At 38.0% G+C, this 19,131-nt stretch carries 14 protein-coding genes, 2 pseudogenes and 1 other annotated feature; of the genes and pseudogenes, 12 read left to right on the forward strand and 4 right to left on the reverse strand.

What is annotated here, in order from left to right; genetic code table 11:
- The first annotated feature begins 325 nt into the window (after positions 1-325).
- Together AC6BKE_RS18915 and proS are read left to right on the forward strand one after the other, a co-directional pair.
- The gene (locus AC6BKE_RS18915) at positions 326-2,032 is read left to right on the forward strand and encodes a putative bifunctional diguanylate cyclase/phosphodiesterase (RefSeq protein ID WP_271913421.1); all 1,707 of its coding nucleotides are present in this window, start codon (positions 326-328) and stop codon (positions 2,030-2,032) included.
- Positions 2,033-2,101: 69 nt separating this feature from the next.
- Positions 2,102-2,321 (forward strand) — a binding site (T-box leader).
- A gap of 135 nt (positions 2,322-2,456) precedes the next feature.
- On the forward strand, positions 2,457-3,893 hold the full coding sequence (proS, locus tag AC6BKE_RS18920) for a proline--tRNA ligase (protein ID WP_058844416.1): 1,437 nt from the start codon (positions 2,457-2,459) through the stop codon (positions 3,891-3,893).
- Between the two features lie 238 nt (positions 3,894-4,131).
- Here the strand turns inward: proS and AC6BKE_RS18925 are convergent, their stop codons facing one another.
- Positions 4,132-4,278, reverse strand: a complete 147-nt coding sequence (locus tag AC6BKE_RS18925; RefSeq protein ID WP_499857664.1) for an NUDIX domain-containing protein — start codon at positions 4,276-4,278, stop codon at positions 4,132-4,134.
- Between the two features lie 219 nt (positions 4,279-4,497).
- Between AC6BKE_RS18925 and AC6BKE_RS18930 the strand changes: the two genes are divergently transcribed.
- From AC6BKE_RS18930 to AC6BKE_RS18950, 5 genes are all read left to right on the forward strand, one after another.
- Positions 4,498-5,184: a Dph6-related ATP pyrophosphatase gene (locus AC6BKE_RS18930; protein ID WP_499857665.1), complete on the forward strand. Its 687-nt coding sequence runs from the start codon at positions 4,498-4,500 to the stop codon at positions 5,182-5,184.
- A 585-nt stretch (positions 5,185-5,769) separates the two neighbouring features.
- On the forward strand, positions 5,770-6,096 hold the full coding sequence (locus AC6BKE_RS18935; protein WP_080717129.1) for an ArsR/SmtB family transcription factor: 327 nt from the start codon (positions 5,770-5,772) through the stop codon (positions 6,094-6,096).
- Entirely contained in the window at positions 6,093-6,503 is a 411-nt protein-coding gene (locus AC6BKE_RS18940; protein WP_036126406.1) for an SRPBCC family protein, read from the forward strand. Before AC6BKE_RS18935 ends, AC6BKE_RS18940 begins: the two co-directional genes overlap by 4 nt.
- Before the next feature lie 104 nt (positions 6,504-6,607).
- Complete coding sequence (locus AC6BKE_RS18945; RefSeq protein WP_036126403.1) at positions 6,608-9,775, forward strand: ATP-binding cassette domain-containing protein; 3,168 nt, start codon at positions 6,608-6,610, stop codon at positions 9,773-9,775.
- 163 nt (positions 9,776-9,938) lie between these two features.
- The gene (locus tag AC6BKE_RS18950) at positions 9,939-10,892 is read left to right on the forward strand and encodes a nucleoside hydrolase (RefSeq protein ID WP_058844414.1); all 954 of its coding nucleotides are present in this window, start codon (positions 9,939-9,941) and stop codon (positions 10,890-10,892) included.
- 1 nt (position 10,893) lies between these two features.
- Here AC6BKE_RS18950 and AC6BKE_RS18955 read toward each other — a convergent pair whose 3' ends face one another.
- From AC6BKE_RS18955 to AC6BKE_RS18965, 3 genes are read right to left on the reverse strand one after another with little or no spacing between them, the layout of a single operon-like run.
- Complete coding sequence (locus AC6BKE_RS18955) at positions 10,894-12,018, reverse strand: Ger(x)C family spore germination protein (RefSeq protein WP_036126396.1); 1,125 nt, start codon at positions 12,016-12,018, stop codon at positions 10,894-10,896.
- A complete protein-coding gene (locus AC6BKE_RS18960; protein ID WP_499857666.1) occupies positions 12,005-13,126 on the reverse strand; it encodes a GerAB/ArcD/ProY family transporter in 1,122 nt (373 codons plus the stop codon). Before AC6BKE_RS18960 ends, AC6BKE_RS18955 begins: the two co-directional genes overlap by 14 nt.
- A gap of 16 nt (positions 13,127-13,142) precedes the next feature.
- The gene (locus tag AC6BKE_RS18965) at positions 13,143-14,663 is read right to left on the reverse strand and encodes a spore germination protein (protein ID WP_499857667.1); all 1,521 of its coding nucleotides are present in this window, start codon (positions 14,661-14,663) and stop codon (positions 13,143-13,145) included.
- A gap of 463 nt (positions 14,664-15,126) precedes the next feature.
- Between AC6BKE_RS18965 and AC6BKE_RS18970 the strand changes: the two genes are divergently transcribed.
- The 5 genes and pseudogenes from AC6BKE_RS18970 (at position 15,127) to AC6BKE_RS18990 (ending at position 18,716) form a co-directional block, all read left to right on the forward strand.
- Positions 15,127-16,011, forward strand: coding sequence for a GNAT family N-acetyltransferase (locus AC6BKE_RS18970; protein WP_499857668.1), 885 nt, complete (start codon positions 15,127-15,129; stop codon positions 16,009-16,011).
- A gap of 174 nt (positions 16,012-16,185) precedes the next feature.
- On the forward strand, positions 16,186-16,728 hold the full coding sequence (locus AC6BKE_RS18975; RefSeq protein ID WP_101966653.1) for a glycoside hydrolase family 73 protein: 543 nt from the start codon (positions 16,186-16,188) through the stop codon (positions 16,726-16,728).
- A 12-nt stretch (positions 16,729-16,740) separates the two neighbouring features.
- Positions 16,741-17,086 (forward strand): annotated as a pseudogene (locus tag AC6BKE_RS18980) (response regulator transcription factor); the annotation flags it as partial.
- A gap of 80 nt (positions 17,087-17,166) precedes the next feature.
- Positions 17,167-17,379 (forward strand): annotated as a pseudogene (locus AC6BKE_RS18985) (winged helix-turn-helix domain-containing protein); the annotation flags it as partial.
- Positions 17,376-18,716, forward strand: coding sequence for a sensor histidine kinase (locus AC6BKE_RS18990; RefSeq protein WP_499857669.1), 1,341 nt, complete (start codon positions 17,376-17,378; stop codon positions 18,714-18,716). The pseudogene AC6BKE_RS18985 and the gene AC6BKE_RS18990, both read left to right, overlap by 4 nt.
- Positions 18,717-19,131 lie beyond the last annotated feature (415 nt).

A 19,131-nucleotide genomic window follows, 5' to 3' on the forward strand; every position in this document is an offset into this window, starting at 1 on the left:
AGCTGCATTCTCTTTATCTAGCATAATTGAAATTTGTATTTAATAGATAAATAGCCTAAAGAAAGCACTTTCAATAGTACAAAAGTATCAAAAAACTTTACAATTAGGTAAATTTAGGGTGTTTATAACCGCTATTTTTTGGCTATTTTCTCATAAATCCTCAAATAGGGCTTTAGATGTTTTTGATATTTGGGTTGAATTAACTGCTTTTCTAAGACTATAATATAATTACATAAAAAAGGGCGATATACCACAACTTTATACCTCGCTGTAAGATAAAGCAAAAGTACCAAACCCTTCATATTTTAATGAACGGAGAATGAAAATGATGAATATCACGCCTAATAGCATTAATCAAATGAACTATAGTCTAAAAGAATTACAAGATATCTTTTCCGCCATGAATAGTTCCATCATTGTAGCGATTACCGATCGTACCGGGAAAATTACGTTTGTTAATGATCATTTTTGCAAAATTTCGAAGTATACGCGTGAAGAATTATTAGGTCAAGATCACCGTTTACTTAACTCAGGCTTCCATCCTAAATCTTTCTTTAGAGAGATGTGGAGAACAATAGGTAATGGTGATATGTGGAATGGCGAGGTGTGCAATCGTGCGAAAGATGGCAGTTTATATTGGGTAAAGACAACGATTTTCCCATTCCTTGATGAAAAGGGAAAGCCTTATCAATATATCGCCATTCGCGTCGATATTACAGCGCAAAAGGACATAAAAAAAATTACCCATATTGCCTATCACGATGAATTAACAGGACTGCCAAATCGTCGTAAACTAGAACAGCGTTTAGAAAATGAATTCCATCAATCTCGACGTACAGGAGATAAATTTGCGTTATTTTTCATTGATGTGAATCGATTCAAACACATTAACGACGGGCTTGGTCATATTATCGGCGATATGTTTTTAGTGGAAATGTCGAATCGTCTACGAAATGTTGATTATACATCTAATTCATTCTATCGCCACAATAGTGATGAATTTGTCATGATTTTAAATGACGTCAGTCGCATTGACGAAATGGCCAAAGAAATCATTAATGTCTTCAATGAAAGTTTCATCGTCGATACCTATGAATTTTATGCAAGCATCAGTATCGGCATTAGTATATTCCCAGATCATGCAAACTCTGTAGAAGAATTATTGAAAAATGCGGATATTGCCATGTATGCAGCAAAATCTACGCGTGGAAATCAGTACCGTTTATACCGTGACAATATGGATGAAGCCAACGATAAATGGCTTCTATTAGAAACAAAATTACACCAAGCATTAAAACAGGACCGCTTAGAATTACATTACCAGCCTAAAATTGATTTAAAAACAGATACGGTCATTGGCATGGAAGCCTTGCTACGCTGGTATGATCCTGAATTAGGTCATATTCCACCAGATCGTTTTATTCCATTTGCAGAAGAATGTGGGCTTATTAATGATATCGGTGTTTGGGTATTACATAAAGCCTGTGCTCAAGCTCGTTTTTGGAATGAAGCACATAATTTAACATTGCGCGTAGCCGTCAATATTTCTCCGATTCATATTAGTACAAGTAGCTTTGTGGACATGGTGTGTGAAGTCATTGCAGAAACAGGCATTGACCCACACTTATTAGAAATTGAAATTACGGAAATGAGTATGCTTGATTATACGGAAGATTTAATTGATACCATCAAGCAATTACGGGCATTGGGCATTACGATTTCATTAGACGATTTCGGGACAGGCTATTCATCGTTAAACTACTTAAAAAAATTCCCTGTGGATGTCCTTAAAATTGACCGTGCCTTTGTCCGTGACATTGTGCCTGAAAAATCAGGGATTGCGATGATTTCAGCTATGATTTCCTTAGCACATGCTTTAAATCTTCAAGTAGTTGCTGAAGGTGTCGAGGAAGAAGCTGAATTGAACGTACTTCGTGAGCATGGCTGTGAGTATGTGCAGGGTTATTATTTCAGTAAGCCATTGTCTGTAGATGATTTTACAGATTTAATCGTTAATTCTGTGACAAAATAGACCAGTTATGAATTGCTATTCCTGAATGATTTTGCTAAAGTGGGATAAAGCCAAACAGTTCATACAATATTCAATTTGATGATGTGGCCAAGTAAGTAAGAATTGTGAGACAGAAAATATAGCAATTGCTGAGAGCTATATCACCGCTTCTTTACTGAACACCTACCACGGAGATGTTATGCAAACATAACCGAGTCGTTTTCGTTACCAAACGTGAGAGGGTTTTAAGTTCTACTTAAAGCTAAATCAAGGTGGTACCACGTCTATCCAGCACAAAGACGTCCTTATTCAGAGGACAGCTTTGTGCTTTTTTCATTCAGCTTGATAGTAACAGCTCGCTGAAACAAGCTAAACGCCCTGGTAGATGGCACTGTTTTTCTTACACCAAGGCAACAATGATTTAACAAAAATTGGAGGAGATCACATGTCAAAACAATTAGAAGATTTTTCGAAATGGTATATTGAGACTATCCAAAAAGCTGATTTAATGGATTATACACCTGTTCGTGGCTGTATTGCCTTTAAACCTGATGGCTATGAGATTTGGGAGCATATTCAAGAGGAAATGGATCGTCGCTTTAAAGAGACAGGGCATCGTAATGCCTATTTCCCAATGCTTATTCCTGAATCTTTCTTCCAAAAAGAAAAGGATCATATCGAAGGATTCTCACCTGAGCTACCTTGGGTAACAGAGGCAGCAGGGGAACAATTAGAAGAACGTCTGGCACTACGTCCAACGTCTGAAACGATGATTGGCCATCTTTACTCCAATTGGATTAAAAGCTACCGTGACCTACCCGTTTTGATTAATCAATGGGCAAACGTCTTCCGTTGGGAAAAGAAAACTCTTCCTTTTATTCGCACATCTGAATTTTTATGGCAAGAAGGACATACAGCGCACGTCGATGAAGAGGATGCTCGTCAAGAAACGATGCAAATGCTTGAAATCTATAAAGAAGTTGTAGAACAAGTACTAGCAATTCCAGTTTATGACGGACAAAAAACACCTTCTGAACGTTTTGCAGGTGCTGTCGATACGTATTCGATTGAGGCGATGATGAAAAATGGCAAGGCTGTGCAAGCTGGTACATCTCATTATTTAGGCACGAAATTTGCAGAAGCCTTTAACATTAAGTATTTAAATAAAGCGAACCAGCATGAGTATGTACACACAACATCTTGGGGTACATCTACGCGCTTAATCGGCTCGGTAATTATGGTGCATGGTGATGAGCAGGGGCTTGTTTTACCTCCTCGCATCGCGCCAACTCAAGTTGTTTTAATTCCAGTGGGACCATGGAAAAAGAACCCTCAAATTATGGAGCATCTAGATGAAATTTTTGTCGCTTTAAAAGCGAAGGGCATTCGCGTACGCCTTGACGATTCGGACCAATCACCAGGCTTTAAGTTCAATGAATGGGAGCTAAAAGGGGTGCCAGTTCGCATTGAATTAGGACCTCGTGATCTTGACAACAATCAAGCTTTACTTAAAGCCCGTGATGAAGAGGAAAAACGAACAATTGATTTAGCTACGATTATCACAGCCATTGAAGAAGAATTAACAACCATGCAAGCGCGCTTACTCGAAAAAGCACGTCAGTTCCGTGAAGCAAACACACATACAATGATTGATTCATTACCACAATTACAACAGCATATTGAAGCAGCCAAAGCAAACGGTACAATTCCTGGCTGGGTACTAGCTGGTTGGTGTGGAGAAGATGCATGCGAGGAAAAAGTGAAGGAAGAAACAAAATATACATCTCGTAATATGCCGTTTAATCCACCAACAACAAAAACAACATGTATTGGCTGTGGAAATGAAGCTAAACATACGGTTTGGTTTGCACAAGCCTATTAATAACGACTACAACAGCCTCCTATTTAATTAGGAGGCTGTTGTTATGAGGTGGTGATCGATTACATCCTTTGCTTTCGGGAAGTAGTCCAATTTTAAGCTTTCGCCATCCATCTGTCTGATCAGTTAAAAAGACTGCCGTTACGCCCCCATTAGGATATTTAAAATAGTCCTGATAACCTGATAATATCGTTAAAAACTGAAGATTGTTTGCATGCAATTCTGTCTTTTCATACAGCTCTCACTTCGCTGTTTCTTCAAGGGTTTCCCCTGGCTCCATTACTCCTCCAGGTAATCCCCACATTTCGATATCAGCACGAAATTGAAGTAGAACTTCTCTCGTTTGATTTAAGACAATTACTGTAGAACCTACTAAAATAACAGGCATTGTCCCAATTAGTTGTCTTAATTATGGTTACATAATCACTCATAGCGCCCCTCCAACATAGTTAGCCAGATTTTTATTCTACTTATGATAAAATGAAGGGGTGTTATATCTTGAAAATTTCCTGAAGAAATGGGGATATAGCGATTAAAAATGATGCTACTATGACTCAATTTTTTGATAAGGATGCTAACAGACTATTTTTGACAAGGAGATAAGGGAATGACAGATACAACAGGCTGGAAACAGAATGCACAAAATCGTCCATTTATTGCCTCATTTAGTGGTGGAAAGGACAGTACTTTAGCTTTATATAAAGCATCCCAGGTAGGTCAGGCTGTAGGACTGCTTGTGATGCTAGAGGAGGAAGGGAAACGTTCGAGGTCACACGGCATGCCACCTGAGCTTATCCAGGCGCAGGCTGACTCGATCGGATTGCCTGTCTTTACGGCTGCAGCTAGTTGGGCAGACTACGAAAGTGTCTTTATGCACCTTTTAGAAAAGGCAAAACAGCAGGGGGCAGAAGTGTTAGTGACAGGTGACTTAGATATGCCTGCACATGGCTGCTGGCATGATAAGGTCACAAAAAATGCTGGGTTACAGCTAGGCATGCCATTATGGGAAATGGACCATCGCGAAGCAGTCGATGAATTTATTAACTTAGGATTTATCACGATGATTGTCACGGTCAACTTATCCTTAGGAATGACTGAGGATGATTTAGGGCGAATACTTACCCCTGAATATGTATTAGAACTAGAAGCTCGTAAGATTGACCCGTGCGGGGAGGGAGGAGAATTCCATACAACCGTCATTGATGGCCCTCTTTTTCAGCAGCCAATAGCTGTGCGCAAATGTCCAATTATAAGAGATGGAGACTATGCATTTTTACCTTTAGAACTAGCGTAAATCCACAGCCTTTCTTGTGATGATCATGGTTTTTCCTTTTAATGTATATGGTCGTGTGTAATAAAATGATTACAGAGGAAAAATACATTAAATGGGGATGAATTACTATTAGTATTAAGTGCTTTGTCAAATCCTTATCGTTGAAAAATGATTGCCACTCTTCATCAAGAAAAGCAATATGTTAGCTGGCTAGCGCGAGAGTTAGGGAAGCTAAATTGATTAATGGTTATCACGAAATTTCTGAAAGTGGCAAAGCATTGAAAAAATACTGAAACAAGTTGATTAGACAAATGAGCGTTTCTTAAATAAACGATTTCGAGTAATAGAGAAAACAATGAGTCAACATATAGGCTTACTACATACTCTGGTTTTCATGGCTCTCATAATAAATTTAAAGAAATAGATACTAATAATGAACGAAAAGTACAAAGGCTCTCACCTCTGTACTTTTTTTGCATTTTGGCTGTTTCTTCTTTATAGGTATAGAATCCATCTCATTTTGTCCAAAATAATCATTGACCGGACACTAAATGGTGTCATATAATTAAGACACCATTTAGTGTCCTATTAGAAAGGGTGGTGGTTTTGAATAATAATCATCAAGAGCGTGACGTTTATGTAGCCATTGCTGACCCTACAAGACGAAAGTTGATTCGTTTACTGGCAGAGACAGATGAGTTACCGCTTCACGAATTAACCGCTCAATTTGACATGGGGCGTACCGCTGTTTCGAAACATTTAGCCATCCTGAAAGATGCAGGTCTTGTCGTTGCTCGCAAGGAAGGTAGAGAGACAAGGTATCGGCTGAATGCGGCCCCGTTGAAAGAAATACAGGATTGGGTATCGTTTTATGAAGGATTTTGGAAAGAAAGAATCGCTAAATTACATCTATTATTGGAGGAAAAAAAATGAAACCAGATGTATCATTAGATTTTACATTTACAAGTTCAATCGAGCAGGTTTGGCATGCTTTAACCGATTCAGATACGCTAGCAAAATGGATTTGGAATAATGACTTCCAACCAATCGTTGGGCATAAATTTCAATTCCGTGCTGAACCAAATGAATGGTGGGACGGCATTGTAGACTGTGAGGTACTTGTAGTAGAAGAGCCTCATACATTATCTTACACTTGGACAAGTGCTGGTGAAACAACGACTGTTACATGGACATTAACACAAGATTCAGATGGCACGACTCAGCTTCATCTTGATCAAAGTGGCTTTAGCGAAGAAACAAAAGCTCGTCAAGGGGCAATCGAAGGGGCAACATATGCTTGGACGAATATGAGCACACAGCTTGAAAAAGTACTAGCCTAATACAAATCAAACGATAACAAGGAGAGCGCAATTCCGTAGCAAGAATTGTGTTCTTTCATTTTCACTCAAATTTTTTAATTTACTAGACATGGAAGGATAACTAAATGAAGATCAATCAACTAATTGCCAACAATATCAACCGTTTAGATGTCGTCTTACCAGAACATCAATCATTGGGTATAGCCGGTTTGTCTGGCTCAGGGAAAACGACATTTTGTCAAACGATTGGGGAAGAATCCAAAAAACGTCTCGTTTCTTTATTACCTAAGGCGGAGTATCAATATTTATTTCCAAACATTATGGAAACGAACTTCAGTGCCATCAAAATGGAGGATATGCCCCTCGTACTTTTTTTAGGAAAATCCTCTATCTCCAGCAACCCACGTTCAACGATTGGTACTCATACGGGTGTTTTTAAAGAAATTCGTAATCGACTGGCGGATGAATTTCAACTTTCTCCAGAGATGTTTTCCTTTAACAATGCATTAGGCTGGTGTCCTGCATGTAAAGGACGTGGCACGACGAAAAATGTAGAATGTAAAAAATGCTCAGGTAAACGCTATAGTCCTGAAGTGGAGCAACATAAAATAGCTTTATGGAATGAATCATACAGTATTTCTGATATTCACAATTTCAGTATCGAAACGATCTATTCCTTATCAAAAGAATTAAATATAAGTGAAGAGAAGCAACATATTCTTCAAAATATTATCCAGATGAATATTGGCTATTTAACATTAAATCGTATTATGGGGACATTGTCGGGCGGAGAATTAACAAGACTTTACTTAGCAGAATTCATGGCTACTAGCGAAAACACGGTCATTATTGTCGACGAAATTTCTGTTGGTCTTGACCATGACACATTACTAAAAATCTTAGAGCAAATCCAACAGTTGGGCACTAAAAACCAAATTTGGCTTATTGATCATTCAGATACGGTGCTAGACACGGCAAATAAGCACCTATTCTTTGGACCAGGGAGTGGGAAATACGGCGGTAAAATCGTGGAAGAATCTCCTCGACCACAGCCTATCTATTCAGAACGAAACCCATCAAAGCCAACATCCTTTTATCAATTCCGAGACTTATATTGCCGCAATATACAAATGGACGAAATAACCATTCCGCAAAACCGACTTATTACTTTTACTGGGGAGTCTGGCTGTGGGAAATCAACGCTTGTGAATGAGTGTATCGCTAAAGATTTTGTCAAACGCTATCCAAAGGACAAACTAGTGATGGTCGGGCAGGATCGGAATCAGTCCATTACTAGTCGATCAACTGTCGCAACTTTCCTCGATATTAAAAAGAAACTAACCAAATATAGCGAGGACATTGATGCTATTTTCCAACGCTCGATTGAAGACATTATTGATGAACTTCCTCATGAAGATATCGCCCATAAACGTTTAAGCTTACTAATTAAACTAGGGCTAGGCTATTTGACACTGGAAAGAAAAACACAATCGCTGTCGACTGGTGAATTCCAATGTGTGCATTTAGTATCGGAGTTATTTGCGAATTCGCGAAATCCACATACACTGTTTATTTTTGATGAGCCTTCTAAAGGATTATCTCAAAACATTTTAAACCAGTTTATTGATAGTGTAAGGGACATCCTTGAGGATGAAGCTATCTCTATCATCATGATTGAGCATAATACCTATATGTTAGAGAGCTCTGATTTCATTGTAGACTTTGGTAAAAGACAGCAGGAGCCTGTGACACATCTTGAGGTAGTTTGTCATGAGGACTATTATAATCAGGTTAACTATACAAAAACGGCTCCATTACAAATCGCGTCTACGCTCGCATCAAGAAATGGTATTCAATACTTAGAAGACCAACCTATCAGCTATTTTAAAAAGGCTGAAAATATTTATAAAGGTGGCATTTTAAAAAGCCTATCTTCAATGGCACGTCTCATTTACGGTGACTACGAATCCAATAAAATAGCGCCTGTTATTGCGATCGACTTGGAAAGACATTTATATAGTCAGTATAGTTTTCTGTATGAAATGGGTGGTCTGATTAATCATATTGTCGCTGCACACCCAACGAATAAGGATACAAGAAGCTTCGATTTCTATAGCCAAGACAATCATTGTCCAAGCTGTTCAGGGAGATTGGAAATTTCCAAATTCGATTTTGATCTAGTCGTACAAGATAAAAACGTGCCATTTTGGGATGGCTTATTACACCCAGATATTATGGAGGTCTTAAAATACTATCAACATGCGAAGCTGGAATTTCTTTTTGAAGAAATTAAAAATGAACTTGGTCAAGACATTAGTAAAAGTTACAATGCTATGACTGAGGAAGAAAAGCATACATTTTTATATGGGTATTGGGATAAGTCCTTTTATGATAAGGCAACAAAATCTTCGAAGAAATGGGAAGGTTTTAACTTTATCATTGGTCGCTATATCGTCATTTCAAAATCCTTTATTAAGGAGCAAATGAAGGAAACAAGAGAGATGATGCCTTGCCCAATTTGTCATGGCACTGTGCTTAACCACCAGAAAAAATTACAATTTGGGGACACAGATATTCGTGACTTGATTCGTCAACCTCTTGATGTGGTAATAAAAACTGTAGGGAACTTACCACAACTTGAAAAATTGAAAGCCATTGTAGGGGGTGACATGTCACTTCTACAAGATGTCTCCTTATTGCCAAGAGAAATACAAGTAGCGTTGAAAATGCTGGAATTAGAGCTAGCAAGCTTTGTTGGCTATGAAATGGTCCTACAAAATGCACTTCCATTCTGGGACAAAATCCAAGATTATATAAAGAACATCAGCCTAAAAAACCAAGTAACCATCTGTGATTTTGCCAATATTTACGAGACAAGAGAAAATATCATCGACCAGTATTTTACGAATGGAAAATACAAAAAATTAACGTATGTTTATGAAGCATTTGGCTATAAAAAAATTGTCACTCAAATCAATAAAGTAAAAGCTAGTCATAGTTGTCCATTCTGCAAAGGGAAAAAGGTGCTTTCAGAGGATGGATTGCATGATGGGGTCCATAAATTAACCGTTCCATGTGTCAACTGTGGTGCAAGTGGTATAAACGATGAAGGTCGCCAGCAAATTGTTGATGGCATTGATGTGGAAACGTGGCTAACTGGTACTGTCAGTGATGTAGTAATAGAAGGCTCTCATCTTGAGGCAGTTGCCAATATTCCTATTTTCAATCGCATTCGTGAGCTGAATAAACAGGAAATGATGGCGGTTTATCAGTTCTTACAGCATAATAATTAAAGCTAATATGTTAGAAAGCCCATTTGCACTGAGCAGATGGGCTACTTTCATTTGACTAGAATCACACACTAATTTTTCCAAAAACATTCAAATCTGTATCGTCTTTGAGCTTTTCATCGTACTATAGGAATAGCCAGATTGGCAGGAAAAGGGAGGATATTCTTTGGTAAAAAAAGTGCTGTTATTTGGGGATATTGGCATTGATGATACCGTAGCATTAATTTATGCCAGGCTCAATCAGGAAATAGAAATTGTTGGGTTAGTGGCAGACTACGGCAATGTATCGCGAGAAGATGCGGTATCCAATATTTATTATGTCATGAGATTGTTTAACTTCCCTCAAGGGATTCCCGTTATTTTAGGAGCAGAAGTACCTTTAACTGGTGAACAGCCGACTTACTATCCAGAAATACACGGCGAACGGGGATTAGGACCCATTATTCCAAATGATGATCATGAATTAAAAATTGAAAACTTTTTTGAAATCGTCAATATTATAGAAAGATATAAAAATGATGAACTAACAATTGTTAATATTGGGCGATTGACCTCGCTCGCAACAATGTTTATCCTCTACAAAGAGCTTATGAAACATGTCAAGGAATTTTATATTATGGGTGGAGCGTTTTGGGTTCCTGGCAATGTCACAACAGTGGCAGAGGCAAATTTTCATGGTGATCCGTTTGCGGTTAATATCGTGCTTACCTATGCAAAGAATGTCACAATCATTCCCTTGAATGCTACACAAAAGGCGATTGTCACGCCAGGTATGGTAGACTATATTGATTCATTTGGACAAACAAAAATCCTCAAGCCATTAATGGAATACTATACTCGCTTTTATCAAGAACGGGACCCCTCACTTTTAGGGAGCCCTGTGCATGATGCGTTAACGCTGATGGCTATAATGGAGCCTGACATGTTTATATATGAGTCCTATCCCGTAACTGTTGTCGATAAATTAGAAGGCCCTGCAAGAGGGCAAAGCATTGCTGAAACACGGCCTTATGAAAGTATAAACAATGGCGAGAAAAAACATCGTATTGCCTTTGATATCCAATACGAGAAATTTTTCCACCACTTTTTGACGATCATGACAGGGCAACCATTGCAGTAGCTTATTCAAAAACACCGTTCCGTAAAATCACAAAATCAACATGGACATTTACTTTCATATCTTTATACATCTTATGCCATTTTTCTTTAGTGAGTTCAGAATGTCTCACAGAGCTTCGGTATTTTTCACCGAAACCAAAAATATCGGATTCGACTTCCTGACTATGGGCAATCACTCTTGATACTTCCTTCGACAATTTTTTCTCAATCGCTTTTTCTAGTGCCGATACACTTTTTGGGTCACCTTGGTTAATATCTGGGTACACTTCTAATACTCTTGACTTGATTTTGATGTTTAGGTCAAATGTTGGTTTATCCGCATCGATTAATTGTATTTCTCTTTTCGAATGAATCGCATCAAAGGCTACTGTGATTTTGTTGGCTTTTTTTTGAAGGATCTTGGATGGAACATCTTCGTTGTCCAGTATAGTTTCATATAGTCCCACTTTGAATGTGTCTCGAACGATTTTTACGTAAAAGCTATCTTTAACTGGTAGGGTGCTGACCATTTTACTTCCTTTAAAAAGAGCGACACCACTTAACTCCACTAGCTCATCATCTCTTTTTAATATGGGCATAGCTAAATCTTTGCCAATTGAATAATAATCGTGGGCAATTTGATGAAGCGTGGACGAAATCATATATTCCTGCTTGACGTTTTGTTCGATGAGCCTAAAAATATGCTGCCCAATGTCCTCGATATTTTTGTATTCGTATTTCAGTAATGGTGCTGCTTCGCCTTCCACAACTGCCATAAAGATTCCATTGCTGACACTTGCATTTTCTAGATTTGTATCAAGATAATAACGAAGATCATCTTTCGCAAGTTCTTCACCGAACAAAATTACCCTCATTTGACCAACCATGATTTTTTTCGAAAGCTTGCGATTGGCTTCCATTCGATTCCCTTTACTTGTATCGTTTTCCGTTGTTAGAACTTCCACATTGCTTTGGAATTCAGGATTTACTTCACGTATGACGGCTGTCGTTGCAATTTTTTCTTCTTTTCCTATATCGTAGCCGACTAAAGTGGTTAATCCTACTTTATCCAAAATATTCGTTTGGGCACATCCATATAAAAAAACAATCGATAGAAGAACCAACCATTTTCCTTTAAGCTTGTTCATTCTTTTTCACCTTCTTTGATGTGAGGTTCTTCTTCAGTAGGGCGATTGGCCATAGCACAAGAGGGTAGACAAAGATCACAAAAAATGCCACTTGTCCAAACACCGTGTTGATTGTATTGATCTGTGTGCGTGTTTGAATAAGTAATGTTCCAATGAAAACAAAGAACGAAAGTATCCAGACAAAAGTCGTTCCACTTATATTGACTAATCGAATTGCTCCCCGATAGGCCGCCCATAAATACAGACAAAGATTAGGTAAAATAATCAACATCCAAAAACAAACGGCTACAAATTCAAAGCGTTCCATGAAAGGGAAGCTAATAAAGCTAAACAATGTCAAGGTTGCCCAAATTGTTTTCAGTAGTTTGCCTTCACTGTAGTAGGTGATAGACACCAGCATGACGGCTAAATAGATGACCGTTGAAGCCAATAACCCTAAATGGACAGGTTTTCTAACATTTTCCTTGTCTTTCACAAAGGGATAAATCACGTTCAAAATTTCAAAGCCAATGATGGTAAAAGTCATCGAATGGGCACCCTTTAAAATCGAGCGAAAGTCGTTTTCTAAAATAGGAAAGAGACTTTCTGCTGAGGAATACTTCAAAGGGAAGGCTAACATCGGCATAATCCATAACGATAGGATGATACTAAAAAAAGACACCCCAACAATTACTCGAAGCCCACCCGTAAAGGCATAAATAATAATGATTAATAACGTAGCAGATAGAAACCATGTCCCAATACTTGGGAAAATCCATGCTTGTATAACTTCTATATAGTTTCGCAAAACGGAAAAGAATGCTACAGAACAATAGATGACATACATAACATTAAAAAAATTGCCAATCCATTTGCCAAAAATATCGATTTGAATTCCATATAAATCATTGGAGCCATAGATTTCTAAAGTTTTAATCATACAAAATGTGACGATATGTGTAGCAATACCAGCCAGTAGAACTGAAATCCATGCATCTTGTCTTGCATCCTGATAGATAATGCGTTGAAATCCCTGTATACCAACCCCAATTTGTGCACCGTGTACCACAAAAAAAAGCAAATAAGCATTGATCATATCTTTAGGGCTAAGTTGTATAGGTTTTGCCATTTATCTCACCTTCAGTTCAACTTTTTTCCGGTGTTACAGGCTCAGGCTCGAATTTATAATCATCCTTCGGTCTTGTTAAAGCAGGTCTTTTTGCTGTTAAGGGAATGGGCATTCTGATAATACTATCCCGCATTTCCTTCAATCTTGGTGGGTAGAAAGGAGACATATATGGTGCCCCCAAGCTTGTCTGGCGTAACAGATGAATAAGAATAAAGCAAAAAGCCAGCATGATGCCATAAAAACCCCAAAATCCTGCAAGTATAATAATAGGGAAGCGAATAAGACGAACCACATTGCCCATCATATAACTCGGTGAGGTAAATGATGCTAAAGCACTTAGTGCAATAATAATCAGTAAAATATTACTTGTTATACCTGCCTGTACAGCTGCTGTCCCGATAACGATACCGCCAACGATACCAATCGTTTGTCCAATTTTAGTTGGCAATCTGGCTCCAGCTTCTCTCAATAATTCAATGATAATTTCCAGCAGTAAAGCTTCAAATATCGGTGGGAACGGAACCAAAGCCCTCGATTCACTTAATGGTACGAGGAAGGCTTGCGGAATTACCTCGTAATGAAAGGTCAAAGCTGCCACGTAAAAAGGTGTTAAATAAACGGACAAAAAAAAGGCAGTAAGTCGCAATAAACGGAGAAAAGTAGCAATTTGCCATCTTAAATTTTGATCTTCCTGACTTTGGAAAAACTCAGTAAAGGCTTGGGGGCCAATGATGGCCATTGAGCTACCATCTACAAGAACGCCCACCTTGCCATCTAAAACCGCATCACAAAATCTGTCAGGTCTTTCTGTCAGCAGCATCTGTGGGAAGACTGATAATGAATTATCATCAATCATTTCTGCTAGAACCGCACTATCGAGCAATTCATCGATCGTAAGGTCTGTAATTCGCTGGCGTAACGTCTGGACCATTTGATCATTAGCAATCCCATGCATATATAGGAGTGAAACAGACGTATTGGTGCGCGCGCCAACTTTTATTTTTTCATTGCAAAGATTCGGACTTACTATGTAGCGACGAATTAAGGAAATATTCGTTGAAAGACTCTCATTGAAACCAACCTGTGTACCAATTACTTGTGATTCATTTTCAGGAGCTGACAAAGCTCTAGATTCTCGGCTAGCGATATTGGCTAAAATCACTTGTGAGCTACCGTCTACATGAATCACAACAGATCCATTGACCATTGACGCTACAGTTTCCTTTAATAAACTGGCTTGACTTACTTCAGCAATAGAAATAGCCATCACAATGTCCTCTGGTGTTTCATGTGGCTTGTTCTGTAAACAGGCGATAATATCATTATTCAAAGTTTGATCATCAATTAAGTTATCGATATAAATAAGGGTCAAGTTTGGAGGAAGTGATTTAATAATTAAATCAGCTGGATCATTTGTTGCATTTTTGATTGATTGAATAAAATGTTCTGTTGTATGTGCAACCCTCACAAGATTTTCTTTAGGTGCCTCTTTGATGGAAGGTGGCTGTTGTTTATTGAAAGGTAGTTTAAATTTCATGATGAATTGTAGGCTCCCTTCATTGCTAACTTCTTTTATAGAATTGTCTTGAAAGGGGTATTCTATACTTATTTCCTTCATTTTCATCATCAAGTAGACAGTACTTAACAAAAAGTGGTAGTATAATAGTATTCTTAAAAACAGAAGGGAGATCAGCCGTTTATGCTAAAACTAATTATCGCAAATTAAATTCCAATGAATTTAATAAAGGGGCTATTCTATAATTTTTTGTGAATTATAGGGTTTATTTAGTATGGCCCTCTTGCGATAACGAAGAGCAGCATAATCCTGTCTGATCCATGTAAACAGAGATCATTGGTAGTTACTTAAGTGGCTAGCATTATTTTCTGTATATAACAAAGGACTTTATGAGTTTGTTCTCATAAGGTCTTTTTTCTGTTTTTTGGAGGTGAGTATTCCCACAATAATGAGCTAATAAAACATAAAATCGGAGGGAATAGACGTGATAAAATATGAGTTAATGAGTAATTATCGTCATGATGAAAAATTGAAGGCCAGCTTTAATGATTTAGCCATCGAAACATTCGGCTTAGATTTTAGAGGCTGGTACAACAAAGGCTATTGGAATGATCGATATATTCCGTATTCTTTTGTTCAGGGAGGAAAAGTGATTGCCAATGCCTCTATTCATAAAATGTCTGTACTAATAAATGGTCAACAATTAAAAGGGATTCAAATTGGTACGGTGATGACCGATGAAAAGTATCGCCATCAAGGTTTGGCTAAGCAGTTAATGCAGCATATTCTCAAGGAATACGAAGATGCCTGTGATTTTATGTATCTTTTTGCCAATGATACGGTACTAGATTTTTATCCAAAGTTTGGCTTTACACGAATTCATGAAAGCGAATTTAGCTTAGACCTCACGGAAAAGCCTATTCCACTGAGGGAGGATGCCATCGTCCGACAGTTGACAATTGAACAGGATCTAACACTCCTTGAAAACTATGCGAAAAATCGTCATATCCTTTCAAATATTGTAGATGTTGAACAAAACGAGAGTTTATTAATGTTTTATTTCACCCTAGTATTCCAACATGCCATTTACTATTTAGAAGATTTAGCAACCATTGTGTTAATGGAGGAAGAGGACGGGATATTAAATATTTACGATATCATCTCCCAGCAGGCAATCAATGTGGAGGCTGTGTTAGCAAGCATTGTGAAGCAAACAACGAAAAAGGTGGTATTTTATTTCACCCCTAACTTTGCGATGGACGGCATGACGGCAACCATCACACCAAATGATGACGATGCCTTATTCATCCTATCGAAAAAGCCACTCCTACAAGGTAACTTTATGTTCCCTTTAACATCCCATTGTTAGTCTGGACATGAGTGCTTTTAACAAAAATTCATCAAAGCAAAAATAACATGAATGCTAGCCCGTATCTTCAAAGGTGCGGGCTTTTTTTAGCCATTTATGATATTTTGTCAAATGGCTGTAACATTGTTGTTTTACGATACAAGCATCACATGAATGGAATTGAGGTTAAACACTATGAAAAAAATAATCATCATCTTATTTGCAGTAATGATAAGCTTGTACGTAGCCAAACTATGTGGGCAGGACAATAACGATGAAATGAAATTTGTCGACGACATTGCGCCAATCGCTGTTGCATTACATCAACAAAACGGAGAGATATTGCCTAGTATAACAATCGCGCAGGCTATTTTAGAATCCAATTTTGGACGGAGTGAATTGGCTGTCAATGCTAATAATTTGTTTGGGATAAAGGGACGGTATCAAGGGAAGTCCATCAAAATGCCGACAATGGAATATCAAAACAATAAAAGCTATACAACCGAAGCTGAATTTCGAGCCTATCCTGATTGGAAAAGTGCATTAAAGGACCATCGTCAGCTATTATTAAATGGAACGAGCTGGAATGCCCATCAATATGATGAGGTGCTGAAGGCAACCAATTATCAAGAGGCAGCCTATGCCTTGAAAAAAAGCAATTACTCGACAGACCCTTTATATCCTGAAAAATTAATTGCGATTATCGAACAATATCATTTAGGAAAATATGATCAATAGGAGTTCTATAAAATGAATATACTCATTGCTGATGATGAATTAGATATGTTAAAGATTTTACAAAGCTATTTTCAAAGGGAGGGATTCACTGTCTTTACTGCTACAAATGGGGAGGAAGCACTTGCGATATTTTATCAACAAAAAATTGATTTAGCGATTTTAGATTGGATGATGCCTAAAATAGATGGCATTACAGTTTGTCGTGAGATGAAAAAAACACAAAAAATCAAGGTTTTAATGCTTACAGCAAGGGACACTGGTGAGGATGAATTTCAAGCGCTAGCAGATGGAGCTGATGATTATGTCCATAAACCATTTTATCCAAAAGTACTCATTATGAGGGTGAAAAAATTGCTGCACATAGAGTCTGTCCAGCAACTAAAGGAAGTATCCTTCGATATCGCCAGCAAACGCGTTTGGCGAGCAGGGACAGAAATTGAGTTAACCAAAACAGAATTCGAGCTGTTACGCGTTTTTAGCCAGAATCGCAGACAAATCTTAACGAGAGATCAGCTCTTAGATTTAGTGTGGGGACTGGAATATGTCGGAGATCCTCGTACCGTCGATACACATATTCGACGATTACGAGAAAAAATAGGAGAGGACATTATCCAAACACATAGAGGTGTTGGCTATAGTACAAGCGAATGAAGCAAAAAATCGGCACTAAATTAACCATTTATATCACATTCGTTGTGATTGTCACGTTTACGATTTCGCTTGTCGTCAGCCAATTTTTTCTGCCTAAATATTATCTCTATCAGTTAAATAAAAAAGTAGCAGACGCTTATGAAACGTATCAGACCAAGGATGAACCTAGCCTAGTGGAACGACAATTTGATGTCACAATCATCACTGTGCCTCTTGAAGGCTCCATCGATAATCTGAACGAAAATTTAAGACTACAGCTGGCGAGAGAACAGATCGCTCTTAATAAATTTTGGGTTTCAGAAGAAGTGCTACAAGACATAGCTGGAGAAAAAATAGTAGGCAAACTGTATGATCAAGGAAAACAAAAATCGAGCTTTCTTGTACATTATGCCAAAGAGGGAAATCAGCTTATAATGATTGGGGCCTCTATGGCTCATTTTACGGATATTGCTTCTTTTATCAATCGCTTTAATTTCGTCTTTTTAATTGCCAGTATTTTAGTAATTATCATGGTGACAGCCCTCTTATCTCGCAAGCTGACCAATCCATTAAATGAGCTACAACAAGTGGCACAGGAAATTGGCGCACTAAATTTTCAGCAGGCAAACATTCAAACAGGTGATGAAATCGAAGAATTAGCCAAAAGTATTAATAAAATGAGTCAAACACTGGAATCAGCCCAACAGCAATTAACGCAACGCAATCTGGATTTGAAGCAATTTATGGTAGGCTTAACACATGAGTTAAAGACGCCTCTTGCCTTAATCAACGTATATGCAAGTGGAATGGAAGATGGGATGGATGATGGAACCTATTTAACCGTTATTCATCAGCAAATAGATCGAATGGAAAAAATCATCACAGATATGCTTTATTTCGCTAGAACTGAAGAAAACGATTCGAAAGTATCCAGCTTTGATGTTATTCAGCTACTGCAACAAATCATTCATAGCTATCAGCCGGTGCAGGGAGATAAACAAATTTTTCTTCAATCAGAACTAACCGAATTCATGCTAAACACCGAGCAAGAGAAAGTCCATTTTATTGTAGAGAATTTGATCAGTAATGCTGTCAAATATACCTCTGGTCGTGACATATTCATCTGCTTCGATTCACATGGGAGGCTAGAAATTACGAATGATACTACACTGCCAGATATCTCTAAAATATGGCAGCCATTTTATGTAGGGGAAAGCTCTCGAAACAAGCATATTTCAGGAACTGGTCTCGGTCTCGCCACAGTGAAAAGTCTTGCTGAACAATTAGGCTACAAGACTAAATCCACATTAGCCGATGGGAAAATCACCTTTACAATTAATTTTTGGCAGAGGGGATAGTGCCTTACTCTTTACAATGATGTAGATGGGGACTATTTCCTCCAATAGAGGAGCTAGACAATGGATTTTCTTTACATGTAGAGGTATTTGCAACAGAGTAAAGTGGGGGTAGCCATTATCTATGCTGATTGAAACTCAATAAAAGTGGTATCTTTTTAGCAAAGGTTGCACAAATAAAATGAAGGTGTTCATCCCTCATTTTATCGATGGCTGTTGTGACTAATACTTCTTCACATTGAAAATAAGAGCGTATTCTTCTCCTAATGATGTGCTATTTTATTCATTACTACTTACTAGTAAGAAAGACAAAAAGCCACTTTAGATTGGAGTAGAGCAAGCATCACTCTTAGGGGATTAGCATCATAGATGAAGTAGCTTATCGGATGCTGACGGAACAGAAATCAAATTAACATCA

It is taken from the genome of Lysinibacillus sp. COL-1 (assembly GCF_059814265.1).